The organism is Mesobacillus boroniphilus JCM 21738, assembly GCF_000517385.1.
Taxonomy (GTDB): domain Bacteria; phylum Bacillota; class Bacilli; order Bacillales; family Cytobacillaceae; genus Mesobacillus; species Mesobacillus boroniphilus.
On the sequence record NZ_BAUW01000019.1, the window covers coordinates 21,438 to 44,152 of the forward strand.

The 22,715-nt window shown below is 42.3% G+C and carries 20 protein-coding genes, 7 pseudogenes and 1 riboswitch; of the genes and pseudogenes, 4 read left to right on the forward strand and 23 right to left on the reverse strand.

All coding sequences use genetic code 11. The features are described from left to right. Window positions 1-37 precede the first annotated feature (37 nt). A complete protein-coding gene (locus JCM21738_RS07950) occupies window positions 38-553 on the reverse strand; it encodes a YqhR family membrane protein (protein WP_023627361.1) in 516 nt (171 codons plus the stop codon). Between the two features lie 294 nt (window positions 554-847). Here JCM21738_RS07950 and JCM21738_RS07955 point away from each other — a divergent pair, with 294 nt between their 5' ends. Next, window positions 848-1,237, forward strand: a complete 390-nt coding sequence (locus JCM21738_RS07955) for an SA1362 family protein (protein WP_035209190.1) — start codon at window positions 848-850, stop codon at window positions 1,235-1,237. A gap of 2 nt (window positions 1,238-1,239) precedes the next feature. Here JCM21738_RS07955 and JCM21738_RS07960 read toward each other — a convergent pair. From JCM21738_RS07960 to JCM21738_RS07995, 9 genes and pseudogenes are all read right to left on the reverse strand, one after another. Then, window positions 1,240-2,122: pseudogene (locus tag JCM21738_RS07960) on the reverse strand (patatin-like phospholipase family protein). A gap of 90 nt (window positions 2,123-2,212) precedes the next feature. Continuing rightward, on the reverse strand, window positions 2,213-3,238 hold the full coding sequence (splB, locus tag JCM21738_RS07965) for a spore photoproduct lyase (RefSeq protein WP_023627358.1): 1,026 nt from the start codon (window positions 3,236-3,238) through the stop codon (window positions 2,213-2,215). A gap of 93 nt (window positions 3,239-3,331) precedes the next feature. Further along, a pseudogene (locus JCM21738_RS07970) lies at window positions 3,332-4,351 on the reverse strand (ribonucleotide reductase barrel domain-containing protein); the annotation flags it as partial. 103 nt (window positions 4,352-4,454) lie between these two features. After that, window positions 4,455-6,254, reverse strand: a complete 1,800-nt coding sequence (ltrA, locus tag JCM21738_RS07975; protein WP_023627356.1) for a group II intron reverse transcriptase/maturase — start codon at window positions 6,252-6,254, stop codon at window positions 4,455-4,457. A gap of 695 nt (window positions 6,255-6,949) precedes the next feature. After that, window positions 6,950-7,120 carry a ribonucleotide reductase barrel domain-containing protein gene (locus JCM21738_RS23830; protein ID WP_023627355.1) on the reverse strand — a complete coding sequence of 57 codons (171 nt, stop codon included), beginning with the start codon at window positions 7,118-7,120 and terminating at the stop codon, window positions 6,950-6,952. Between the two features lie 246 nt (window positions 7,121-7,366). Next, window positions 7,367-7,987 (reverse strand): annotated as a pseudogene (locus tag JCM21738_RS07980) (ribonucleotide reductase barrel domain-containing protein); the annotation flags it as partial. A gap of 275 nt (window positions 7,988-8,262) precedes the next feature. Further along, complete coding sequence (locus JCM21738_RS07985) at window positions 8,263-9,045, reverse strand: HNH endonuclease signature motif containing protein (RefSeq protein WP_023627353.1); 783 nt, start codon at window positions 9,043-9,045, stop codon at window positions 8,263-8,265. Window positions 9,046-9,119: 74 nt separating this feature from the next. After that, window positions 9,120-9,938 (reverse strand): annotated as a pseudogene (locus JCM21738_RS07990) (ribonucleotide reductase barrel domain-containing protein); the annotation flags it as partial. 352 nt (window positions 9,939-10,290) lie between these two features. Next, window positions 10,291-11,126 (reverse strand): annotated as a pseudogene (locus JCM21738_RS07995) (lipoate--protein ligase family protein). 235 nt (window positions 11,127-11,361) lie between these two features. Between JCM21738_RS07995 and JCM21738_RS08000 the strand changes: the two are divergent. Next, window positions 11,362-11,682 (forward strand): rhodanese-like domain-containing protein, encoded by a 321-nt coding sequence (locus tag JCM21738_RS08000; RefSeq protein ID WP_081742080.1) that lies wholly within the window; start codon window positions 11,362-11,364, stop codon window positions 11,680-11,682. A gap of 334 nt (window positions 11,683-12,016) precedes the next feature. Here the strand turns inward: JCM21738_RS08000 and gcvPB are convergent. From gcvPB to gcvT, 3 genes and pseudogenes are all read right to left on the reverse strand, one after another. Continuing rightward, window positions 12,017-13,478, reverse strand: a pseudogene (gene gcvPB / locus JCM21738_RS08005) (aminomethyl-transferring glycine dehydrogenase subunit GcvPB). Next, the gene (gene gcvPA, locus JCM21738_RS08010; protein ID WP_023627348.1) at window positions 13,471-14,817 is read right to left on the reverse strand and encodes an aminomethyl-transferring glycine dehydrogenase subunit GcvPA; all 1,347 of its coding nucleotides are present in this window, start codon (window positions 14,815-14,817) and stop codon (window positions 13,471-13,473) included. Before gcvPA ends, gcvPB begins: the two are co-directional and overlap by 8 nt. Window positions 14,818-14,838: 21 nt before the next feature. Next, window positions 14,839-15,945, reverse strand: a complete 1,107-nt coding sequence (gcvT, locus tag JCM21738_RS08015; RefSeq protein WP_023627347.1) for a glycine cleavage system aminomethyltransferase GcvT — start codon at window positions 15,943-15,945, stop codon at window positions 14,839-14,841. A 218-nt stretch (window positions 15,946-16,163) separates the two neighbouring features. Further along, window positions 16,164-16,252, reverse strand: a riboswitch (glycine riboswitch). 174 nt (window positions 16,253-16,426) lie between these two features. On the opposite strand from gcvT, the gene JCM21738_RS08020 reads away from it, so the two are divergent. After that, complete coding sequence (locus tag JCM21738_RS08020) at window positions 16,427-18,115, forward strand: DEAD/DEAH box helicase (protein WP_023627346.1); 1,689 nt, start codon at window positions 16,427-16,429, stop codon at window positions 18,113-18,115. Next, window positions 18,093-18,879, forward strand: a pseudogene (locus JCM21738_RS08025) (YqhG family protein). The gene JCM21738_RS08020 and the pseudogene JCM21738_RS08025 overlap by 23 nt, the downstream one beginning before the upstream one ends. Window positions 18,880-18,936: 57 nt before the next feature. Here the strand turns inward: JCM21738_RS08025 and JCM21738_RS08030 are convergent. The 10 genes from JCM21738_RS08030 to JCM21738_RS08065 all read right to left on the reverse strand — a co-directional run bounded on the left by JCM21738_RS08030 (window position 18,937) and on the right by JCM21738_RS08065 (window position 22,709). Continuing rightward, window positions 18,937-19,155, reverse strand: coding sequence for a hypothetical protein (locus JCM21738_RS08030; protein WP_023627344.1), 219 nt, complete (start codon window positions 19,153-19,155; stop codon window positions 18,937-18,939). Window positions 19,156-19,208: 53 nt separating this feature from the next. Next, on the reverse strand, window positions 19,209-19,394 hold the full coding sequence (locus JCM21738_RS08035; protein WP_023627343.1) for a YqzE family protein: 186 nt from the start codon (window positions 19,392-19,394) through the stop codon (window positions 19,209-19,211). Window positions 19,395-19,435: 41 nt separating this feature from the next. Further along, window positions 19,436-19,936, reverse strand: a complete 501-nt coding sequence (locus tag JCM21738_RS08040; RefSeq protein ID WP_023627342.1) for a shikimate kinase — start codon at window positions 19,934-19,936, stop codon at window positions 19,436-19,438. Window positions 19,937-19,952: 16 nt separating this feature from the next. Continuing rightward, a complete protein-coding gene (gene comGG, locus JCM21738_RS08045) occupies window positions 19,953-20,285 on the reverse strand; it encodes a competence type IV pilus minor pilin ComGG (protein ID WP_159101422.1) in 333 nt (110 codons plus the stop codon). Window positions 20,286-20,323: 38 nt separating this feature from the next. Beyond that, window positions 20,324-20,797 (reverse strand): competence type IV pilus minor pilin ComGF, encoded by a 474-nt coding sequence (gene comGF, locus JCM21738_RS08050; protein ID WP_052019603.1) that lies wholly within the window; start codon window positions 20,795-20,797, stop codon window positions 20,324-20,326. 120 nt (window positions 20,798-20,917) lie between these two features. Then, the gene (locus JCM21738_RS24290; RefSeq protein ID WP_156315511.1) at window positions 20,918-21,082 is read right to left on the reverse strand and encodes a hypothetical protein; all 165 of its coding nucleotides are present in this window, start codon (window positions 21,080-21,082) and stop codon (window positions 20,918-20,920) included. Then, a complete protein-coding gene (gene comGD, locus JCM21738_RS08055; protein WP_023627338.1) occupies window positions 21,066-21,527 on the reverse strand; it encodes a competence type IV pilus minor pilin ComGD in 462 nt (153 codons plus the stop codon). The genes JCM21738_RS24290 and comGD overlap by 17 nt, the downstream gene beginning before the upstream one ends. Beyond that, window positions 21,524-21,850, reverse strand: coding sequence for a competence type IV pilus major pilin ComGC (gene comGC / locus JCM21738_RS08060; RefSeq protein WP_369385686.1), 327 nt, complete (start codon window positions 21,848-21,850; stop codon window positions 21,524-21,526). Before comGC ends, comGD begins: the two co-directional genes overlap by 4 nt. An 11-nt stretch (window positions 21,851-21,861) precedes the next feature. Next, the gene (locus JCM21738_RS27695; RefSeq protein ID WP_439645994.1) at window positions 21,862-22,065 is read right to left on the reverse strand and encodes a type II secretion system F family protein; all 204 of its coding nucleotides are present in this window, start codon (window positions 22,063-22,065) and stop codon (window positions 21,862-21,864) included. Next, window positions 21,996-22,709 carry a type II secretion system F family protein gene (locus JCM21738_RS08065; protein ID WP_243462942.1) on the reverse strand — a complete coding sequence of 238 codons (714 nt, stop codon included), beginning with the start codon at window positions 22,707-22,709 and terminating at the stop codon, window positions 21,996-21,998. The genes JCM21738_RS27695 and JCM21738_RS08065 overlap by 70 nt, the downstream gene beginning before the upstream one ends. Window positions 22,710-22,715 lie beyond the last annotated feature (6 nt).

The window sequence follows — 22,715 nt, forward strand, 5'->3', positions numbered from 1 at the left end:
TATCACAATTGATTTCGCGAAAACTACCGCGAGACGCTCAGGAGGTAACTTCCTGCTGATTATTTTCACTGTTGCGATTTTCATTTTCTTCATATGATATGGAATAACCAACAAAAACTCCGTAAAGAACATAAAAGCAAATCGATGTGATCAACGTGTTCTTTGATAAGTCCCAGAATGGTTTAATACCAGGAAATAGCGGATTGAGCACATAGAAAACAAGGAAAAACAGTGCCAACCCAAATGCTGCACCAGCCCATATAGACTTAAGCTTCCTCATTACTGCATAATACACAAGAGCCGCGCCCGTTGAAAAAAGACCAATCACTACAATGGATATAACCGTACCAAGCCATTGCTCCTTCCATTCTCCCAGAGCCCATGGCTCAAGAATGACATTCGGACGGATCTCAGTAAAGTGAAAGATATAGGCTAAATAAGCAAGCGCACTCCAAAATATCCCTCCAAACAACCCGGTAATAATGCTCATCGCGATGAAAGACATTGGCTTTTCCCTTTGATTCTGTTCAAGGTTTTCTTGATTTTCTGTCATAAGTTGCACCTCCATACTTAGTATGTCCCGGACAGACCAATCATTTGCACAACAGGAAAAATTGTTGCATAGACTGTCCTCTATATAGAGGTTTGTGCTACTTTTTAGTAAAATAACAGTAACAGAACAAGCGGCTGCAATAATATGGAATGTGAAACTCTCGTTTAAAGCGCTTTTAAAAAGGAAAAAGTAGCAGGAGAAGAGTATAAAATCGGAGAATTTGTATAAAGTAATCGTTGGCAAGTTTAAAAGCTGGAAAAATTGCTCATGATGCTAGTAGGGAGGTGGCTTTCATTGAAGAATCGTACTTCTACGTATATTGTTTCAGGACTGATCGTTCTTGCAATCTTTGGTTTCGCCTTTAAGTTATTTTCCGATCCATTAAGTATACTTATCATGCTTGCAACAATCGCCCTGGTTGGTGCGTTAATTTATTTCCTCGTCACCCGCCTGACAAGCTCAAGTTCAGGACAGCAACAGCAACGTGCATTCCAAAAAGCAGCAAAGCGTTCTAAAAAGCGGTTCCAGACAAAAGACGCAAATACTTCCTCTAAACGATCAAAAATAAGGTCGCTCACATCCGCGCGCAACAAAAAGAAGGATGCGTCACATTTAACGGTCATAGACGGTAAAAAGAGCAGAAAAATCGGGCTTCGTTCTAAGCTCGATTTTTGTGTTTTATAGAGCTAATAACACCAGGATTTAAAAAACTTCTCTGCGTTCTTTTTGCCAAGATCAATCAATTCCAGCTTCTTTTCATCTGAAAGCTGGAATTCAGTAGTCAAGTTGCCTTCTGTCGGAATGAAAATGATATTCTTTTCATGTTTCCTGGAAATATAGCGGGAGTCATGCGCATCCTTCATCGTCTCGAACAAAGCTTCGAACATATTCAGGGCGTTCTTGATTTTGTTGGTAGGCTGCTGAATCAGATTTTGGCTCAACTTCACTCCAAGTACGGCCGGACTTTTTTACGTTATCCTTATCAAATAACCACATTGGAAAATTGCTTAACACTCCACCATCTACTACGATATTCATGCCAACCCGGTCACGCAGCTTTACCGGCTCGAAGAAGAACGGAAGACTGCAGCTCATCCTGATGGCACGTGCTACAGGGAAGGTTCTCGGATCTACACCGTATTTCGGCAAATCATCAGGGAGGATGAGCAGCCGGCCATTTGTAAGGTCAGACGCGATGATCCTTAATGAATCCGGAGCAAGATCCCCAAAAGTGCGCAGCCCTCTGGCAGCCAATATATCCGCTATCCAACACTCCAATTCGTCACCTTTATAAAGCCCCAGCCGCCAGTATACAAAAAGCCACTTGGTCAACGCAGATGGGATGACTGTTTTTCTGGAATCGAGAAATTTCTTCAGGTCGAGTTCATCCAAAAGATTGGCCATCTCTGTGCTAGTATAGCCAGCGGCAATCAAGCCAGCTATCAATGAACCCGCACTGGTCCCGGCAACCCTTTTAAAACGGAATCCCCGTTCTTCGATTGCGGCACAGGCACCTACCAATGCTAATCCCTTAATTCCTCCGCCGGAAAAAACGCCGTCAATATACATATGAGCCACTCCCGTCGATGTAATCCCATCTTTACATCTTTAAGCGCTCAATTTGTAAAATAGTACGGCGTACAAGTTAAAATTTTTGCTTTATGTGAAATATTGAATCTCTGCTTCAGGGAAAAAAGAATGGATATAACCCCGGATTGTTGACTCAAGATCCTTTGCTTCATCCGTCTGGTAGACGTACTTTCCTATCCCGTAACGTCCCCACTTATATTTTCGTTTCTCTTCATCCATTTCAAGCTTGGATTTAGGATAACGCTTTTGTATCACATTTTTTGCAGGCCTAGTGAAACGATGCTGGATAAGTTCAAAGCTTAAGCCAGTCAGGTCGATTCCTTCAAGGGAATGGCTAAGTCTTTCAAATAATTCCTGATAGCCCTCTCTCCAGCCCTCATGGATATAAATTGGCGCAACGATGAAGCCAAGAGGGTAGCCTGCTTTTGCCACCTTTCTGGCTGCCTCCAGTCTTTCATCAAAGGATGATGTTCCAGGTTCAAAGTTTTTGATAACGTAACGGGCATTGACGCTGAAACGGAATCTTGTTTTACCATTATGTTTTGCATCGAGCAGGTGATCGACATGATGGTATTTCGTCACAAACCTTAATTGCCCATATTCCGACTCCCCGAAAAATTCGATTGTTTTCTTTAAGGCGTGGGTTAAATGGTCAATTCCGACTATATCCGATGTACAGGCAGCTTCGAACCTGGTGATTTCCGGTTTTCTTTCGTCCATGTATTTTTGCGCCTGTTCGAAGATTTCATCAAGGTTCACGTATGTGCGGATATACGGTTTGCTTCCAAGCGTCGTCTGCAGATAACAGTAATGGCAATGACCCATGCATCCAGTAGCGAGCGGAATAGCATATTCAGCTGATGGCTTTGAGGTATCGAATTTCAATGTCTTCCTGACACCAACAACAAGAGTTGATTTCGCATTCCGGTATTGCTGCAGTTCATTGTCACCCGGTATGCCGCGCACCTGATTATGTGAAGTCGTCTCCCTGATTTCCAGTCCCATCTTTTCGAACTTTTCCTTCAGCTCCCGCCCAAGCGGGTATTCCAAAGCCCTTGGCTCAATATACACAAGCTGTGGTACAAAAGCTTTCATTTCAATTTCCTCATTTCATTCCATTTAACTGTTATTATGGACAGAAACGAAAAAAGAGGATGGGAAAAATTTTTCCATCCTCTTTGGGTCATATTATAAGCCACATTTTAGCTGTGCGTTACAGTTTGTACATGTATTGCAGCCACCGATTTCTTTTACCTCACCTTTGCGGCAGACGGGGCAAGTGTTGCCGACTTCAGAGCCGATTGTTACGTTGGTTGAACGCAATTCATTGATCGTGTCGACAAGGACAACATGCTGCTTTTGCTTTTGCTTTTGCTTTTGCTTTTGCTTTTGCTTTTGCTTTTGCTTTTCTTTCTTGTCGATTTCCTCATCCATCGTGTTTTCTTCGGCTTTTAGCGTCAATACTTGGGAATCGCGGGAGCCGTCAACATAAACGGTGCCACCCTTTGCTCCACCTTTATACAGGCGCTCATATACCTTTTCAACCTGTTCAACGCTGTAACCCTTCGGTGCGTTTACCGTCTTGCTGATTGAGCTGTCAATCCAGCGCTGGATGACACATTGAACATCAGCATGTGCTTCAGGCGCCAATTCCATTGCTGATACAAACCAGTTCGGTAGGTTCTCAGGATCAGCATCCGGATTCCGGTCAAGATATTCCTGAACGATATCAGCCTTCACTTCAATAAACTTGCCAAGACGGCCGCTACGGAAGTAGGAGAAGCTGAAGTAAGGCTCAAGTCCTGTTGAGACCCCAACCATTGTCCCAGTTGATCCCGTGGGAGCAACAGTCAGCAAGTGTGAGTTGCGGATTCCATTTTCAAGGATCGACTCACGAATATCTTCAGGCATTTTCTTCATGAAGCCAGTGTTTGTAAATGCCTGGCGAAGCCTGTTTGTTTCTTCTTCTGTACCGCCTTGAAGGAATGGGAAGCTACCTTTTTCCTTCCCCAGCTCAACAGATGCTCTGTAGGCAGAAGTCGCAATTGTCTCAAATACTTTATCAACAAGCTGGTTACCTTCTTCAGAACCGTATTCTATTTCGCAGTAGATCAGAAGATCGTGAAGTCCCATGACACCAAGACCGACACGCCGTTCACCCAATGCTTGTCTCTTATTATCTTCAAGGAAGTAAGGAGTCGCATCGATGAATAGTGATAGGTAAGGATTTGAAGTTATCTCCACCTTTTCCCCCACTCCACACCGTACGTGCGATTTTCACCGCATACGGCGTTCCATCTAATGAATGATATTAAATGCTTTCAAGATTACATGCTATACGAAAATCGTTAAGCTTTTTCAATTGTCTCGAGTTCAATTGAAATATCCTAAGATATTTGAGAATGGTTTCGTTTCTGGTTGCGTGTATCAGTTTGTGAATCAGTTTGTTTACTATTCTGAGGTTGTTGTAATCATCCTTGCCACCTAAGAAGGTTGGTTTGTAATGATGACAGTGCACCTCATCAGCGGTGAGGAAGGTACCAGTTATTTCACATTTCCCTTGAACCATAGAATATCTAGACAATCTGTTGTCCATGTATTCAACACTTCTATCAGGCAATTTAGATTTCAACAACTTCTGAATGTTGATGTTGATTTCTTTTTTAAGTTCTTCGTGAACTAACATTCTGCCTTCTGGTGTAAAAAGTGTTTTGTTCTGTGAGAACCCGTAAGGGATATTGAATTTAACATCCTGAAGCGGGTATAAGTGAAATTTCTTAAAGCTCCAAGTTGTATAGTTATTCTTAAAGAATTTCCTATAAGTTGTGGAAGCGTTTGTTGGTATTTCCTTTTTAAAACCGATTCTGCCTAACCGATTGTACATCATACGGTGTATTTTGAAATCAATTTCTCTGAACTCCGCAGAAACGTGGGTTGCGTATTTAAAATAGTTATGACTACCTAGAACAAACTGGTTAAAGTGGATCATATTTTCAACCGTAGGGTTTCGATAAATTCTATCGATGTGTTCTTTAGCTTGAGCAACGATTGCAGTTTTCTTTTTATCTTTGATTTTCGTGAAGGCAACAAAGTTATCTGCCTTTTTCTGGACTTTAAGCTTGAATCCAAGAAATTCGGAACTGTTTTTTCTGAGGTTGATAACTTTTGATTTTTCTTTGGATATATCAAGCTTGAGTCTATCTTTGAGATAAAGTCTAACTGCGTGAAACCACCTGTAAGCATCTTTGTGGTTATCTGTAAGAATTTTGAAATCATCAGCGTATCTCACTATAAAGCCTGTTTTTAAGTTTGTTTTCCTTAGCGCTCTGTATTTACCATCTACTCTTGCGTACTCATGTTTTGTATCAAATAGTTCCCATTGACTAGCGACCCATTGGTCTAAGTCGTTTAGTACTATATTTGAAAGTAGCGGAGAGAGTATTCCGCCTTGGGGAGTACCATTTTCAGGAATTCCAACACCTTTTATGGGTGCTTTTAGCATTTTCGAGATTATGCTTATGACTCTTTTATCCCTAATACCTATATTCCAAAGCTGTTTCTTTAGTAGGTTGTGGTTGACGTTATCGAAGAATCCTTCGATATCTATATCCACAACGTAATGTAGTTTTGATTTGTTTATTAAGGTACTAACTCTTGATATAGCATCTTGAGTTTTCCTTAATGGTCGGAAACCATAACTATGATTAAAAAACTTAGCTTCGGCGATGGGTTCGAGGATTTGTTTAAACATCTGTTGTATGAGTCTGTCTCTCATGCTTGGTATTCCTAACGGTCGTTTTTTCCCGTTGGCTTTAGGTATGAGCACTCTTCTTACACTTTTAGGCTTGTAATTGCTTAGTGTCTTTCTGATGATATTTACAAATTCTTCTTCGTTGACTGCTTTGACATCATCAATAGTTATTTCATCTGTTCCTTCGGTTCTAGACCCTTTATTTGATTTGATTGTTCTATAAGCTAAAAGGATATTTTGTCTAGATGTTATTAACTCATAAAGGTTGTTGAATGATTGTCCTTTTTTGCTTCTTTCATAAAGGTCGTCAAAGGTATCTTGCATCCCATAATATTCCCAATTTCGTAAAGTAGTGTTCAACCGTGGCTACACCTCGTTTCGGTGTTTTTTGCCCACGTTCCTACCTGATAATTGAACTTAGTCTCTAATCGCATTTAATTTTTGTTTTGAAATATCATTACATTAGACTTGGGGCTATCCCTCCACTATGTTTCCATAGCTTCAACGGTACTGTGCCCCTACTCTCACAATCGTTAACACATTTCGGTTCGGAAGAACCTTATAGTGACCACCCCAGTGATAAGCTGTTTAAGATGGGTGTCGATTGCTTTCCACGTTCCAGTTAATCTAGCTATACATATATCCGTAGGTTGTGACTTTGAGCCTGTGAGCGTTATAGCGTCATTGTTCGCTATCCCGATTTTCATGACAACGATGCTTACTAATCGGTATCTCACTCCCCGGTAGGACAAAAACCTTTCGGTTTATGATGCATTTAGACCCGTACATTCGCCACTTCGTCAGAACGTTTGTTCATTCTCACCATAGATATTTTGTAGCCTCCCGCCCTATCTCAAACCATGACTCACAGAGATTGTAAATTTTAGGTTCGATTCAGACGACTTTACCTAGCTTCACACACTGCATTCTTATCAAATAGCAATGCATGTAGGAGTATCAGAGAGGAAGTTTTGATCAACATGAAGATCTCATTTCTTCCTTCGATTAACCAGTTGTAACTATCATAAAGCTGATAGCCCTCTCCTTTCGTGCAATTAAGCACTTAGGGAGAAACGTGTCACACCATTGTCCTGCATGCGAACGCCAACTTCTACAGTACGCTTCAATTTTTCAAAGTTAACTGTCTTTGTATCCTTGTCCGCCATTTCTGCAAGGTTCACAGCAGCGAGGTTGCAAACAGAATTTGGTGCGAGAGGCTGTTCCATTTGTTATCCTAAGGGCTTTTTATCCCCTAGTTCTAACGGTTCGTTTCCCGTTAGTTCAGCATATCTTTTCAATGCTTCACCAGCATTGTTGCGGCCTCGTGGATGGATTATATTCTGCTATCGCAGGTTCACCATCTATGCGTTGCCCCTGACCTTGTTTTTACTCAAGGCCTTCGGTTCGGATTCCCATCTCAGGGTTCCCGCTTCATTCCGCAATTTTTAACGTGAGGCAAACTAAGCTGCTCTACCACACGGGTTTGTAGCTACAACCTTCTGTCCATATGCTTGTGCGTTAGTCATGTCGTTGGCATTGTCGATGAAGAAGATGCCTGGTTCAGCTGAGTATGTCGCACAGATATTGATCAGATTCCATAACTCTTTCGCCTTGATTTTTCTATAGGTACGCACTTTGTATCCGAGCTTTTCCCACTCGCGAACGTCACCGATTTTATGCCATTCTTCGTTATAAACCTTCATTGTCTCAGCATCATAGCTTTCCACATCAGGGAAGCGAAGTTCATAATCAGCATCGTTTTCAACTGCGTCCATAAAATCCTTTGTCAGAGTGACTGAAATATTTGCACCTGTAAGGAATTCCGAGTTATGGACTGTATAAGTTCCACCAGTAGCTAGTTTTTCTTCAGCCGCTTTGATAATATCAGCGCTGAATCCACCGTAACCCGGGATGCTCTTATAGTTCACGATTCCCTGGTACATTGCTTCTTCCTGCAACGTCAGCGGTGTGAATTTCAACTTTTCCTTCGCCATTTTCTTGATTGATTCATCATTTGTGCTTTCAATCAGGAAGCGAAGAATCCTTGGGTTTTGCATTTTTGAAATGATGAATTCTACAATGTCAGGATGCCACGTACATACCGTTCCTTTCGGAATATTTCGCTGCTATGCAGCCGGACTAGACTATATCATCACCCTCAGCATTATCTGTTAGGGGCCGGGCGCTTGTGAGAGTTTATTGTTGGGACTCACTCTCTAGTCGTTGAACCTTCGCCATTACCTTTGCCCAATGACGCTTGGCTGCAGATTGTCCAATGCAAGCAATTTTTAGGCCCTCACGCTCACCGTTTCCAGTCACGTTGTGGCTTGCCTGCCTCTAAGGAGTTCCCTGCAATTCACCCGATTTTCTAGTCGTTCATTTTCTGAACGACGCGGACTAGTACATCTATAAAGTTACTTTCTTTACCATAAGTTTTTTCATGACAGTTTTTACAGAGTGTGATTCCATTGTTTAAAAGAAATTGCTTTTCAGGGAAAAGCTTTTTGGGATAAGTATGGTGAGCAGCAATATCTCTGGAATTAGAGTTACAACCAGGCATCTTACACCTAAAGTTATCACGAGTATATACTTTTTTACGCCATTCCTTATAGAGTGCAGAATTAGTTATATCAATTGTTTCCACTCTATTTTCTTTCAGGTAATTCTTATAACAAGTATAAGTAAAAAACCTCTTACCTGAACGGGAATATCCTGAGCGTACCCTTTCAGTAGTTTTACCACACTGAAAGCATTCAAAGTATACACGTTTCTTTATCCTAGTCGACTTTATTTTCTCAATGGAAACTGGGGTATGTTTTGTCCCTCTTCTTGGAGCACCTTTATCAATTTCATTAAGGCCCCTCAGCTCCCATCCAAAGAAAAGAATCCGATCTAAAATTGTTGAATAACTTACCCCTAGTTCATTAGCAAGTACAGTATATCCCTTTCTTTTAACAATGTATTCTTCATATAGCCAATCACGATTATCGTATATCTCATTGCCCAGTTTAATTGGTTTTTTTCTAATACCAAACCTTCTAAGCCTTGATTTGATTGTCGTAATTGGCAGCCCTGTTTCTTCAGCTATCTCTTTTAAGCTCATTTTGTCGTGAATATACTTTTGATAAAGAAATTCTCTGGTCAGATTCATGAAACGTCCTCCTTTTACGAACGTTTGTTCTCACGTTAATCTTACCAGTTTTAACTTAGAATGTCATTTAGTTAATCCGCCAGCATAATCATTTGCGCACCACGTCTTGACCCGCCCTGCTCAACTAAATGCGTCAGCTTGGCAATATCATCTAGCCATGAGACCGATCCGGATGATTTTCCGTTTACTCCCTTGGCTAGTGTGTTGCGGGGTCTTAATGTTGAACCATTCGTTCCTACTCCGCCGCCGCGGCTCATGATTTCCATGACCTGTTTGCGGTGCTCGGAGATGCCTTCGCGTGAATCTTTTACAAACGGCATTACATAACAGTTGAAGTAAGTCACGTCTGTTGCCGCGCCCGCTCCGTAGAGAACGCGTCCTGCCGGGATGAAGTTCATTGATACTAGCTCTTGATAGAACTTCTCAAACCATTCCTGGCGCTTCTCTTCTGTTTTTTCCACAGCTGCAAGCCCTGTGGCGTTACGCTTTGCGATTTGCTCGTAGAATACTTCAAGCGGCTTTTCAATGACGTCCAGCGATTTTGTGATCACCCCGGTTGCTGCTTCTTCCGGGTCATCCAGCACACCGCGGAATTCTTCGTCTACAAGCACTTTAGCTTTCTTATTTTCCCAATCAATATCTTGTATGAATCCAAGGCCGCGTGCCGGAAACTTTGGATCCTCTTTGATGGTGAGGACGACGAAATCCCCATTTGATAGAGTGATTTTTTCGGTGTCTTTAAAAGTATAGCGGTCCAGCATGACTAATCGGGAGACGCCTTTGTGGGTAAGTTTCATGTCATGGGTAATCGGGTGAACCTGCGGGAACAGTTTAATATCCTTGTTCAGGCTTTCCACATCCAGGCTCATTTTTTGTCCAATAGTTACAGACATTTCTACAACTCCTTCTGGTTTTAAATCTTTTCACTAATGTATTACTAGAAGTATGTAATTCTAGCTGCATTTTTGAATTACCCTTACGTTATCATATCGAAACATCAAAAATCAATATATAGTGTATATTTTATTTTCGACAATACTATATATGGTGCTTAGGTCAAAAGATAGTGTTTTTGTCAAACATGAAATCTATTAAAAAATAGAGATATAAAGAGAGAAAGATAGAATATCTCCATTAAATGATAAAAAACAACAAATTTCGAGGGTTGCACTTTTTTATAAGTCCTCAAAGCCTAGAAAATACTGGATACAAACAAAAAAGCGGAAAATCCGCTTTTAAATATTTTTATCTTTTAAAATTCCACTCATCAGATTCGTACTTATTTTTTGCCAGAGTATTTACATAATCTAGTTCGTCATCACTTAAAGTGTATGGCTCCAAAATAATTCCTAAGCCATCTTCAAAACCTTCCTTGAATGCTTTCTTCGCTTCTTCAAGATCAATCTTGCGTTTGCTGATCTCATTGATGGCAACAGCTTTTGTTTTAAAGACCTTCTGCATTCTCTCCTTAACACGGTCATTCGGATACTTGAACAAACTGAAAAGCTTTTCCTCATCTAAATCAAGCAAAATAGAACCATGCTGCAGGATAACCCCTTTTTGACGGGTCTGGGCACTGCCTGCCACTTTTCGTCCTTCAACAACAAGCTCATACCAGCTTGGAGCATCGAAACAAACTGCCGACCGCGGGTTTTTCAACGCTTCTTTTTCAGAAGAAGTTTTCGGTACAGCAAAATACGCTTCCAGCCCTAACTTTTGGAACCCTTGTAAAATCCCCTCCGATATCACCCGGTAGGCTTCCGTTACTGTTTTCGGCATTTCTGGGTGTTCTTCAGTTACGATAACGCTGTATGTAAGTTCATGTTCATGCAAAACGCCCCTGCCACCAGTAGGTCTTCTTACAAAACCAAGACCGTGCTGCTTCACAGCCTCCATATCAATTTCTCTTTCGATCCTTTGGAAATAGCCAACTGAAAGTGTCGCCGGGTCCCATCCATAAAACGGACCACTGGAGGAATTTTTCCTGCCCCATGCCAATCAAGCAAGGCCTCATCCAGCGCCATGTTAAAAGAAGGTGAACAGTTTCCTGAATCAATAAATCCCCATACCTCTTTATTCATAAAATTTTTACCCCATTTAAAATAGTTTAAAGCTAAGATTTTTTTAGTCTAACAAATTACTTTTCAAAAGCAAAGCAAGTTGTTTTCAAGAAATTTGCTAATTTCCTTTGCTCTCTGCCCTGAAGGCTTATATAATTATAAGTGGCTCAGCTAAGCTTGAAAGGAGAAATATGTTTTGGATACACTTATCTTTTTAATCGTCCTAACAGTTGCGGTTATTCTTTACTCTGTGTTTATGTATTTCCGCCAGAAGAAAATCCTCAAGACTCTGACGGAGGAAGAATTTATTGCAGGTTATCGCAAAGCGCAGCTAATCGATGTCCGTGAACCGAATGAATTCGCTGGTGGACACATTTTAGGCGCCAGAAATATCCCGCTTACCCAGCTTAAGACACGCCTGAAGGAAATCAGGCCGGATAAGCCGGTCTACCTTTACTGCCAAACCGGATCCCGCAGCGGACGTGCTGCACAGCTGCTTTACAAAAAAGGCTATAGGGACTTGAACCATCTACAAGGCGGCTTTAAAAAATGGGGCGGCAAAGTCAAAGCTAAATAAGCAATAATCCCATAAAATTACCCCTCAGCCGGATTGCTGGGGGGTTTAGCTTTTTTTATCTTAGAAGTCCGATAATATTGAATAGTCCCAGGGTCGAAAATCATGCTAGGTTCGGACAAAACCTCAGCTTCTCCACGTAGTTTGTCCGAAGTCACACCTGCTTCAGACAAAACTTCAACTTCTCCTCGCTGTTTTGTCCGAAGTCACACCAGATTCGGACAAAATCTCAGCTCTTCCTCTTAGTTTTGTCCGAAGTCTTCTAGGATACGCACACTAACAGCATCAATACAAAACAAAGCCCTACCAATATCAAATTGGCAGGACTCTCACTAATCTATTCAGCTTTCTGGAAACGCAAGACTGGCTTCCTTGCAGCTGTTGTTTCATCCAGACGGCCTATTACCGTAGAGTGTGGCGCTTCCTGGACGATTTCTGGGTTCTCTTCTGCTTCTTTAGCAATTTGGATCATTGCGTCGATGAACGCATCAAGAGTTTCCTTGGATTCTGTTTCTGTCGGCTCGATCATGATTGCCTCTTCCACATTCAATGGGAAGTAGATAGTCGGCGGATGGTAGCCGAAATCAAGCAGGCGTTTTGCGATATCCAATGTACGTACGCCAAGTTTCTTCTGGCGTTTGCCGCTGAGGACGAATTCGTGCTTGCAATGCCTGTTGAATGGCAGGTCATAATACTCTGCAAGTCTTCTCATCATATAGTTCGCATTCAGCACAGCATACTCCGTAACAGCTTTCAAGCCATCTGGACCCATTGTGCGGATATACGTATAGGCACGGACATTGATGCCGAAGTTGCCGTAGAAAGGCTTAACCCTTCCGATTGACTGCGGACGGTCGTAATCAAACTTATAAACGCCATCCTGCTTCGTCACGATTGGCTTTGGCAGGAAAGGAATCAAGTCTGCTTTTACACCGACTGGGCCAGAACCTGGTCCGCCGCCGCCGTGTGGTCCTGTGAATGTCTTATGAAGGTTCAAGTGAACCACATCAAAGCCCATATCGCCAGGGCGTGCCTTGGACATAACAGCGTTCAGGTTGGCTCCATCATAGTAAAGCTTTCCGCCTGCGCTGTGGACGATTTCGGCCATCTCAAGAATGTATCTTCGAATAGACCAAGAGTGTTCGGGTTAGTCAGCATCAATGCCGCTGTATCTTCACCGACAACTTCTTAAGGTCTTCTAAATCAACCAGACCGTTTTCATCTGATTTTACAGTGATTGTTTCAAAACCAGCTACTGTTGCAGATGCTGGGTTTGTTCCGTGAGCGGAGTCAGGAACGATTACCTTCGTACGCTTGTCGTCACCATTTGCTTCATGATAAGCACGGATCATCATCAAGCCCGTCCACTCGCCGTGTGCACCGGCTGCCGGCTGAAGAGTCACCTCGTCCATTCCAGTGATTTCTATCAAGTGTTCCTGCAAGTCGTACATCAATTCAAGAGCACCCTGGACAGAACTTTCATCCTGCAATGGATGCAAATGTGCAAAACCATTGAAGCGGGCAACATTTTCATTCATCTTCGGATTGTATTTCATCGTACATGATCCCAGCGGATAGAACCCGGAATCAACACCGTGGTTGCGCTTGGATAGTGCAGTGTAATGGCGCATGATATCAAGCTCGGAAGCCTCAGGAAGTTCGGGTTCTTCTTCACGGAGGAATCCATCAGGCAAAAGCTCTGATAAGTCGATTTCCGGAATATCCATTTCCGGCAGGCTGTAGCCGACACGGCCCGGTGTGCTTAATTCAAAAATGAGTGGCTGATCTTCCTTATGCATTGATATCCCCCATTTCCTTTACAAACGTATCGATTTCTTCTTTTGTTCTTAATTCAGTTATCGCAACAAGCATATGATTCTCAAGCCCGGAGTAATCGCGGCCAAGATCGTAACCACCGATTATGCCTTTTCCAAGAAGCTTTTGGTTCACTTCTTTGACCGGTTTATTCAGCTTGACGACGAACTCATTGAAAGCAGGTCCTTCAAATGCGATTTCGAAGCCATTCTCTTTAAAACCCTTTTTTGCATAATGAGCTTTTTGGATATTGGCAACAGCCATTTCACGAACGCCTTTTTTTCCAAGCGCTGTCATCGCTACCGAGGCAGCAAGTGCATTCAATGCCTGGTTCGAACAAATATTGGATGTCGCTTTGTCGCGGCGGATATGCTGTTCTCTCGCCTGAAGTGTCAATACGAATCCGCGGCGTCCCTGGTCATCCTTCGTCTGGCCGACTAGTCTGCCCGGAACCTTTCTCATGAGATTTCCAGAAACAGCGAAGTATCCGCAATGAGGTCCCCCGAATGCTGTAGGGATACCGAAAGGCTGGGCGTCTCCAGTTACGATATCAGCACCGAACTTCCCTGGAGGAGTCAATGCCCCAAGTGCAAGCGGGTTGCTTGATACGACGAACAATGCTTTATTTTCATGTGCGATTGCTTCGATTTCGTTCATTGATTCAATTCCGCCGAAGAAGTTTGGATACTGGACGATGACTGCAGCTACTTCTTCACTTGCCATATCCTTAAGTGCTCCAAGGTCAGTTACGCCATCCTTATGCGGTACTTCCACAACATCGATGTACTGGCCCTTTGCATAGGATTTGACGACGTCTTTGTATTCTGGATGAACAGCACTGGAAATCAAAACTTTCTTTCTTCTTGTATGGCCTGCACTGAGCATCGCAGCTTCAGCAAGAGCTGTTCCTCCGTCATACATGGATGAATTCGCTACTTGCATGCCAGTCAATTCACAGATCATCGTCTGGAATTCAAAGATTGCCTGAAGTTCACCCTGGGAAATCTCTGGCTGATAAGGTGTATATGCAGTGTAAAACTCTGAACGAGAAAGAACATGGTCAACAATTACTGGAATGTAATGGTCATAGACACCAGCGCCAATAAATGAAGTATTCATTTTTAAATCGGCATTTTTCGCAGCCATTTTTGCCAGTTCCTTCATAAGAGCTGTTTCAGACTTGGCTGGTTTGATGTTATATTCTCCGGCAAAACGGACTTTTTCAGGAATATCGCTGAACAATTCATCGATCGATGAAACGCCGATGCTTTCCAACATTGCGTTTTTATCACTTTCAGTCAACGGTAAATAGCGATGCTTCATAACTTTTCCCCTCTCCGGCTTTTACTTTTTATCTCTTTTATAAAAAGGTGTAGCTGAAACAGCAGCTTTTAAGCGTTTTCCGCGGATTTCAACTTCCACTTCATTACCTAACTCAGTTTCGTTTGCATCAATTAGTGCAAGCCCGATATTTTTCTTGAGCGTCGGGGATTGCGTGCCAGTCGTGACTCCGCCAATCTGAGTATCACCTTTGAAAACGGGATAACCATGGCGCGGGATTCCCCTGTCAATCATTTCAATACCGACAAGCTTTCTAGGCAGACCATTTTCTTTTTGCTGCTTAAGTGCTTCTTTCCCGATAAAATCAGCTTCTTTATTCAACTTCACTGCAAAGCCTATTCCAGCTTCAAGCGGGCTGATTTCAGAGGAAAGCTCCTGGCCGTACAAAGCCAGATTCGCTTCAAAGCGGAGTGTATCCCTGGCACCAAGTCCGCATGGAATGACTCCCTCTTCTTCGCCTGCTTCCAGGATTTCTCTCCATAGGCTTACAGCATCCATTGAATCGCAGTAAATTTCGAATCCATCCTCGCCTGTGTATCCTGTTCGTGATACAAGCGCTTTCTTGCCGTTCAGGTCAACTTCCTCACTGAACTTGAAGAAACCAATTGTGCTGAGTTCATGACCTTTCGCAAGCTTTTGAAGGACTCCCTCAGCAAGCGGTCCCTGTAAAGCAAGCTGTGCCATGCCTTCTGACAAATTCTCGATTGTCACATTGCCTTCAAGATGATCCTGCATCCAATCGAAATCTTTTTCGATATTGGAAGCATTCACAACAAGGAGGTAATGCTCATCCTCGAGCTTATAGATCAACAAATCATCTACAGTTCCGCCAGTCTCATAACACATTGCTGTGTATTGGGCTCCGCCGTTTTTAAGTTTTGAAACATCATTCGTCATCATTTTTTGTAAATAGTCCAGACTATCGGGGCCTTTCACCTCAATTTCTCCCATATGAGAAACATCGAATAGACCAGCTTTTGTCCTTACTGCTTCATGCTCTTCCTTGATGCTTGAAAATTGGACCGGAAGCTCCCAGCCTCCAAAATCAACCGTCTTCCCACCGTATTCCTTGTACACTTCAAATAGCGGTGTTCGCTTTAATTCAGTCATTATGTATCCCCCTTCGTCCTACAGCTAAAAAATCAGTTCACAAAATGCTTTTTAGTTCATGCAGAATTGGTTCTGGTTCCCCCAGCCCAAATGAAGCCATAAAAAAGGACAGAGTACCCCCTCTGAATCTGAGAAGGTCTCTGTCCTTTCACCTGAAAGTTTACCTGTTAAGGCTTTCCCCTTTGGTGCTCCCACTAATAAAGCGCTCTCCAGAGATGCGTCAAACAAGAGTTCTTTTGCCTGAGAGATTCACAAAGTTTGCTTGCTCCTTCGGCGCTACGTAAGTAGTCTCTCCCCTTGTTGTCATCCGCATTTATATTATTTTCACAATTGGGCATGCTAGACGTTATTACACATGTGTGTAAACTGACTATTTTAGACTATAAAATGACAAATTTCAAAACATTCAAAAGCTAACTTCATCCTACCATTAGAGAGCCAATTTCGGCAATATATTTATACTTTTAAAGAGGTGGATAAAATGACTGTTCAAATAAACTTTGATTCTTCCTGGCAGGACGAAATGGCTGAAAGAATTCAGAATGATGGCCCATGGGGAAATTGGGAACTCTATAAGCTTGCCGTTGAGATAGAAAAGCATACCATTATCCCGGAATTCGAGGGACTTCAGGCACCCGCGCATCTGCCAGAACTCACTCCTCTGCCACATCAGCTGAAGGTAGCGAAGCAGGTCGTTGAGAACATGAACGGAAAAGCAATACTCGCTGATGAAGTTGGCCTGGGGAAAACAATCGAGGCTGGATTGATTTTGAAAGAATACATGATCAGGGGTCTGGTCAAAAAAGTATTGATCCTTGTTCCTGCATCCCTTGTCTCACAGTGGGCCATGGAGTTGAATACAAAATTCCATATTCCCGCCATTGCCCAGAAGAAAAGGTACGTTTGGGAGCAGTGTGATGTTGTCGTATCTTCAATCGACACGGCGAAACGGGTTCCTCACAAGGATATCATCAATAACTTAAATTATGACCTTATCATTATTGATGAAGCTCACAAGCTAAAAAATAATAAAACAAAAAACTATGAATTTGTCCAAAATCTTAAGAAGAGATTTTGTCTTCTGCTGACAGCGACACCGATACAAAACCGGGTTGAAGAAATTTTCAATCTCGTTTCACTCTTAAAACCAGGACATCTAGGTAGCGAAACTGCATTTTTTGATAAATATAAAAAGGATGCCAGGTCTGTTAATGATGATGAACACCTAAGGGAGCTGGTCAATAAAGTGATGATCCGCAACAGGCGCTCTGATACGGGTATCGAATGGACTAAACGCCATGTTGAGACCATTCCTATACACTTCTCGGAAGAAGAACGGGCACTGTACGATTCAGTTCAATCCTTAAGAGGTTCAGAAGCCGGTCTCAGCTCCAGCCAATTCTCGTTAATGACACTTCAAAGGGAAGCTTGCAGCAGCCGGGAAGCTGTTTTTTACACACTTAGGAACATGCTTCATAGACAGGATAATCCCCCCGTGGAATTCCAGAATACGATCGCCCAGCTGATCAAACGCGTCGAGGCAGTAACGAAAAATTCTAAAGCTGAAAAAGCGCTTGAATTAATAAAGCAGATAGACGATAAGGTCATCATTTTTACCGAATACAGGGCCACTCAGCTATACCTTCAATGGTTTTTGAAGCAGCACGGCATCACTTCCGTTCCCTTTAGAGGGGGATTCAAACGAGGTAAAAAGGATTGGATGAGGGAGCTATTCCAGAAGAATGTCCAGGTCCTGATCGCAACGGAGGCTGGCGGCGAAGGAATTAACCTGCAATTCTGCAGCCACATCATCAACTTTGACCTTCCCTGGAATCCGATGAGACTTGAACAAAGAATTGGAAGGATTCATCGTCTTGGGCAGGAGAAAGATGTAAAAATCTATAATTTCGCGACAAAAGATACGGTTGAAGAACATGTCCTGAAACTGCTATACGAAAAAATCAACCTGTTTGAAAAAGTCATCGGTGAACTTGATGATATTCTCACGAAATTGGAATTCGGCAATATCGAAGATCATTTGACCGATATTTTCGGAAGATCAACTTCCGAAGGTGAGATTCGGATCAAGATGGAAAACCTGACATCGATGATCCAGTTCGCAGAGGAAATAAAGGAGGGGAACCAGCGTGCAGCAACAGGAAATCCATAATTTTCTCGAGAAGTATTTTACCGCGAATAACTGTGAATTAATGGAAAATGACAAGGGATATATGACAGTCCAGTTAACTGTTGATCTCGATAAGGAATTGATGAACCGCCCGTTTTACTGGCATTACCTTGAGAAAACCGGCGGCGTTCCCAATCCAATGAAGTTGACCTTCATTACCAATAAACAGAAGGCACCGGATGATATTAAAGGTGAGGTCATCCACTTTGGGTCACCTCGACTTCATCAGATCTTTGCATCGACAAAAAGTCTTGCCGGATATATCCGGTTATATCAAAATAACCAATTTCCTACACAGACACCACTTATACCCTGGATAGCTGAACCTGAAAATATCCTATCAATGTGACAGAAAGCGGGATGTATTCCATTCGATTGGCCTGCAGCTGATCAACGGGAAGATGGTAGAAGACTTTCATGACAAAATATTGAATCTGCCGCTGAATTCAAAAATTCCGGATTATGCCTATACACTTTCTCCATTAATAAAGCCAAAAAGCGGTGTAAACAGGATCCAGTCTTTTTTGACAACAAGGGTAGAGCAAGAGGATCATACCTGGGCAGAAGAGGCAAGAAAACGCTGGCAAAAGGACCTGGAATTGCTCCATCACTTTTATGAAGACGAGGAAGTAGAGTCTGATAGCTTTAAAACCGAAAAAGCTGCCTTACAGGAGCAATATGAACCGAAGGTAAATATCGAAATCGTCAACGGCGGATTATTTTATTTAACAGAAAATGCTATATGAGTGATTTTGCTGCAAAAACAAACCCGGCTATCGCTTTAGCCGGGCATTCTAGTTATATCAGAATTTATATAATTCCACTTCGAGAATTGTCCAGCTGCAGCGCCTAGCCCCTCGAGTCGTTTGTCTAGTGTCGCCTCCTAGAAACTCCGAAACTTCAACTCCGCCGGCAGAAGCATAAAGCGCTTCTTTGTCGGAGTCTCCAGTTTCTGCGTTTCTGGGCAGTCGGCTATACATTTCGTTTTCGGTCCTGCCAATGAAGTCAAAGAGCGACTTCACTGTCAGGCCCTCCAACGCTTATCGGGGCTGACCAAGCGCTTGCGTTTTTCTTATTATTTGTTCTTTTTCTTTTTTATACTCGACATCAACATGAACGGCAGGATGCCAAACCACCTGAATAAAAAGGTAGCTTCCGCTTCTTTTTTCGCCTGTTTCATCTTCCGGCGTTCTTCTTTTGGTTGGTCAATATATTTTACAACAGTTTGGGTAAGGTATTTAACATAATCATTTGTTTTCATGGTTACACCATCCTTCATACGTTATCAAGTATAACCATGACTTACTTTTTCATACGCTGGATGATTTCATCGACAATAGTCGAAACTGATTTACCTGATGCACCTACCTCAATATTTGCCGCCTCACGATATAATGGAAGCCTAAGGTTGTACAGTTTTTCAGCAGCTTCCACATTGTATTGGCTTAATAACGGCCTGGTATCGTCATCTTTCAGCCTCTCCATAATGGTGCTGAAATTCGCATTCAAGAAGACTACATTCATTTTTTCATTTAAGAACAACCTATTCTTTTTCGAACCAATAATTCCTCCTCCAGTGGATACAACAGCATTACCTAAAGGCATAGAATGTAAAACCTCAGACTCCAAATCACGGAATTTCTCTTCACCATCAATTGCAAAAATTTCATTTATTGTCTTGCCGGACAACTTGACAATCTCCCGGTCTGTGTCGTATACAGGAATTTCCAGCTTTATGGCCAGTTCCTGTGATACGCTAGTCTTGCCAGCTCCCATGAACCCAATTAAATAAATAGCTTCCATATCTTTTAATCACCCGTCAGTTCTTTTCTTTCCATCTTACCATCGCACCAGTAACCTTGTCATATTGGCCAATGCCAAGAGCTTTCTCCCCACTGTCCAGCTTGAGATTGAAGGTCACTTCTTCCACACTTCCTGAAATGGATTGTTTTTGAAAAGCAACGTCTCCCAACTCATAGTTCATAATTCCTGACGCTGGCAATAACCCTTCCCCCATCATGGCCTCAGCCTGTTTGGCCGAACAAAGCATATAGTATTCTTGCAGCCGTATCGTCTCAGTTTCTTTCGCGAACCTTTTTCCTGCTAAATAATTCTCAGTCAGTATCAGTAAATAAAAAGAAATCAGGAGCAAAAAGATCATCGTTAGCGGATAAACAAAACCTTTTTGATTTATGGCTCCACACCCCCGGTTTGATAAAATTGGTGGACTCTGACTGAATAATCCGTTCCCTTTACATCCCTGGCCTTTACCTCGACGCCATCAGCAATTTTGGCAAAGCTGAAGCTTGATAGATTTTGAATCAAGATTTCATGCCCCTGGTAATTCACTCTCCTCCTCATACTGGAGGCATATTTTTCATAAAGAATGAATTGCCCATCGATCTTCATCAGAAGCTTATCAGGCTGGACAGTCAGTTGCTGTGCTGAACGGATTTCCTTTTTCACCTGGCTGCTGAAGATTTCCCACTCCATTCTCCGCACTGCAGCATCAGCTGTACGGTTATCAAGGATAATTTTCATACCTAATGGCAGCATGGAGGCGATCAGCAAAAATAGCAGAACAGATAAAATCATCTCAACCATAGTGAAGCCTCGCTCATTCTGAGGGAGCACATTTTTCATATAGCTTTTGTGCGATATCATATCGAATACAAACCTCCCACGAAGAATCTACCTCAATCTTAGTGACCACAACTTCATACCGGTCGCCATTCTGTTCAATTTGTCTTCTGCCAGAATCGGTTCCTGTTATTTTTAAATTCATCAGTTCGTCATATAACAAATTGATGCTGTCGCCTTTTTTTCAGACTCCACTGTCTGATTGATGACATGAATGGCAATCGGGAGCAATATTGCACTACCCATTAAAAACGCAGCCAGTGATAGCAGCATTTCGCTTAGAAAAAAACCATCATTCCTCCGTAACATAGAACCTGCCCTTTCCAATCTGGATCATCAACTTGTATTTTTTCGAACCTGCAGTGACATATACAGACCCGAAACTATCGATATTACCATCCGGCATGTAGCGGAACAATAACTTCATTGTCCCTTGTTCCACCTTGATTTCAGGTGAGTAATTTCTTTTGGCCAAATATGGCGCAGCATAATCCGCCCCGCGGATATAGTAATAGTTATTTTCCGGCATGATATGGACAGTAATTGTCTCTTGATGGGAAATTGCATATTGCTGGCTGTATAAAAGGTCGGATTTCAATTGTGAAAAAAAGAGATCTTTTTCAAGCATGTCCTTTTGGGGTGTAAACAGGAACGCTGATGTGAGGGTAAGCATCAAGAAGGCTGAAAGGACAATCAGCATTTCGACCATTGTAAAACCGCCAGAATGGTTCATCCGTCGGCTCAAGTGGTTCATTTCTTCTGCACTGCCCCTTCTGTAGTAATTTCAATCGGAGTTCCGTCTGGACAAGCTGCATCTGCACTTTTTAAGTATCCGACACTGTGAAGCTCGGCGAAGGTAGGAATCACTTTTTTATCAATTTTGTACGCCTGTACCTGGGCCTCGACCATCTTCATATAAGCCTCGCAGCCCTTTGTATTGATATTTGAACTATGTGAAGATATATTTGGTACTGTGATGATAAGAAGGACGGTGATAACGAGCAAAACAATCATCATTTCTATTAAAGTAAAACCCTTTTGGTTTTTCATCATGTATTCTCCTTTATTTTTTCGCATTAAGAAAATGATTAAATCCCTTTCATCATTTGGAACATCGGCAACAAGATGGCTAGGTACAGCGAAACGACAAGCAGGCCAATAAAGCTGTACAAAACGGGCTGCACTGTCTTCAGCGCTTTTTCCGTTTTTTCTTCGAGTTCTTTCAGGCAGTGCCTGCTGTAAAAATAAAGCTCCTGATCCAGCTTGCCATTCTTTTGCCCGTGCCTGATAATTCTCGCAGCTCAGCATCAAAAAACGGGTACTCTCCCACTGCTCCGTCAAAATCCTGCCCAGCAGCCAACTTCGAAATTAAGTCCTTTCCTATTTCCCTTGAAAAAGGTTCATGGAGATTTTGCTCGAACACCTTCAAAGCAGACAGCACTGAAAGGCCGCCAGAAAACAAATAGCTTAGCTGAACCGAGAAATAATGTGAGTAAAAAAGCCTGATAAATTTGCCAGCAAACGGCAGCTTCACAAGCTTCTTTTTTTGTTTTAGTGGGTGAAGGTTTTTAAAGCTTACGATGTAGTATAAGGAAAGCACTGTAGTGAGACTAAGAAGAAAATAGAGTGTGAAAGGAATTATATGGGCTGCCGCCGCGATGGTTTCCATAAAGATATTGGGAGCCAGATTCATGTCCGTAAAAAGCGAATTGAATTTCGGCAGTAAAATCCTGTTTACGAAAAAGAATAAAATGAATGTAAGCAATACTAGAAATATTGGATATGCGGCAAGTCTTTTTAATCTCTGGTAGTCGGCTTCCCGCTTAAGGACCATGTCGCTGCCCTCTGTTAAGGTATGGGCCAATCCGCCATGCTGCTCGGCAAAGTAAACATAGCTAACCAGGTCCTTTTTAAATTTCAATTCTGCAAGAATCAAATATAA

What these genes read in the sequence shown, in the direction of transcription:
- JCM21738_RS08040 (WP_023627342.1), bottom strand. Translation starts at nt 19,936, where the DNA reads ATGGAAGCTATTTATTTAATTGGGTTCATGGGAGCTGGCAAGACTAGC.
- splB (WP_023627358.1), bottom strand. Translation starts at nt 3,238, where the DNA reads ATGAAAGCTTTTGTACCACAGCTTGTGTATATTGAGCCAAGGGCTTTG.
- comGD (WP_023627338.1), bottom strand. Translation starts at nt 21,527, where the DNA reads ATGAACCACTTGAGCCGACGGATGAACCATTCTGGCGGTTTTACAATG.
- JCM21738_RS08000 (WP_081742080.1), top strand. Translation starts at nt 11,362, where the DNA reads ATGTATTTCCGCCAGAAGAAAATCCTCAAGACTCTGACGGAGGAAGAA.
- comGF (WP_052019603.1), bottom strand. Translation starts at nt 20,797, where the DNA reads ATGATATCGCACAAAAGCTATATGAAAAATGTGCTCCCTCAGAATGAG.
- JCM21738_RS07985 (WP_023627353.1), bottom strand. Translation starts at nt 9,045, where the DNA reads ATGAATCTGACCAGAGAATTTCTTTATCAAAAGTATATTCACGACAAA.
- gcvPA (WP_023627348.1), bottom strand. Translation starts at nt 14,817, where the DNA reads ATGAAGCATCGCTATTTACCGTTGACTGAAAGTGATAAAAACGCAATG.
- comGC (WP_369385686.1), bottom strand. Translation starts at nt 21,850, where the DNA reads ATGCGAAAAAATAAAGGAGAATACATGATGAAAAACCAAAAGGGTTTT.
- gcvT (WP_023627347.1), bottom strand. Translation starts at nt 15,945, where the DNA reads ATGACTGAATTAAAGCGAACACCGCTATTTGAAGTGTACAAGGAATAC.
- JCM21738_RS24290 (WP_156315511.1), bottom strand. Translation starts at nt 21,082, where the DNA reads ATGTTACGGAGGAATGATGGTTTTTTTCTAAGCGAAATGCTGCTATCA.
- JCM21738_RS08020 (WP_023627346.1), top strand. Translation starts at nt 16,427, where the DNA reads ATGACTGTTCAAATAAACTTTGATTCTTCCTGGCAGGACGAAATGGCT.
- JCM21738_RS07950 (WP_023627361.1), bottom strand. Translation starts at nt 553, where the DNA reads ATGACAGAAAATCAAGAAAACCTTGAACAGAATCAAAGGGAAAAGCCA.
- JCM21738_RS08035 (WP_023627343.1), bottom strand. Translation starts at nt 19,394, where the DNA reads ATGAAAACAAATGATTATGTTAAATACCTTACCCAAACTGTTGTAAAA.
- JCM21738_RS23830 (WP_023627355.1), bottom strand. Translation starts at nt 7,120, where the DNA reads ATGGAACAGCCTCTCGCACCAAATTCTGTTTGCAACCTCGCTGCTGTG.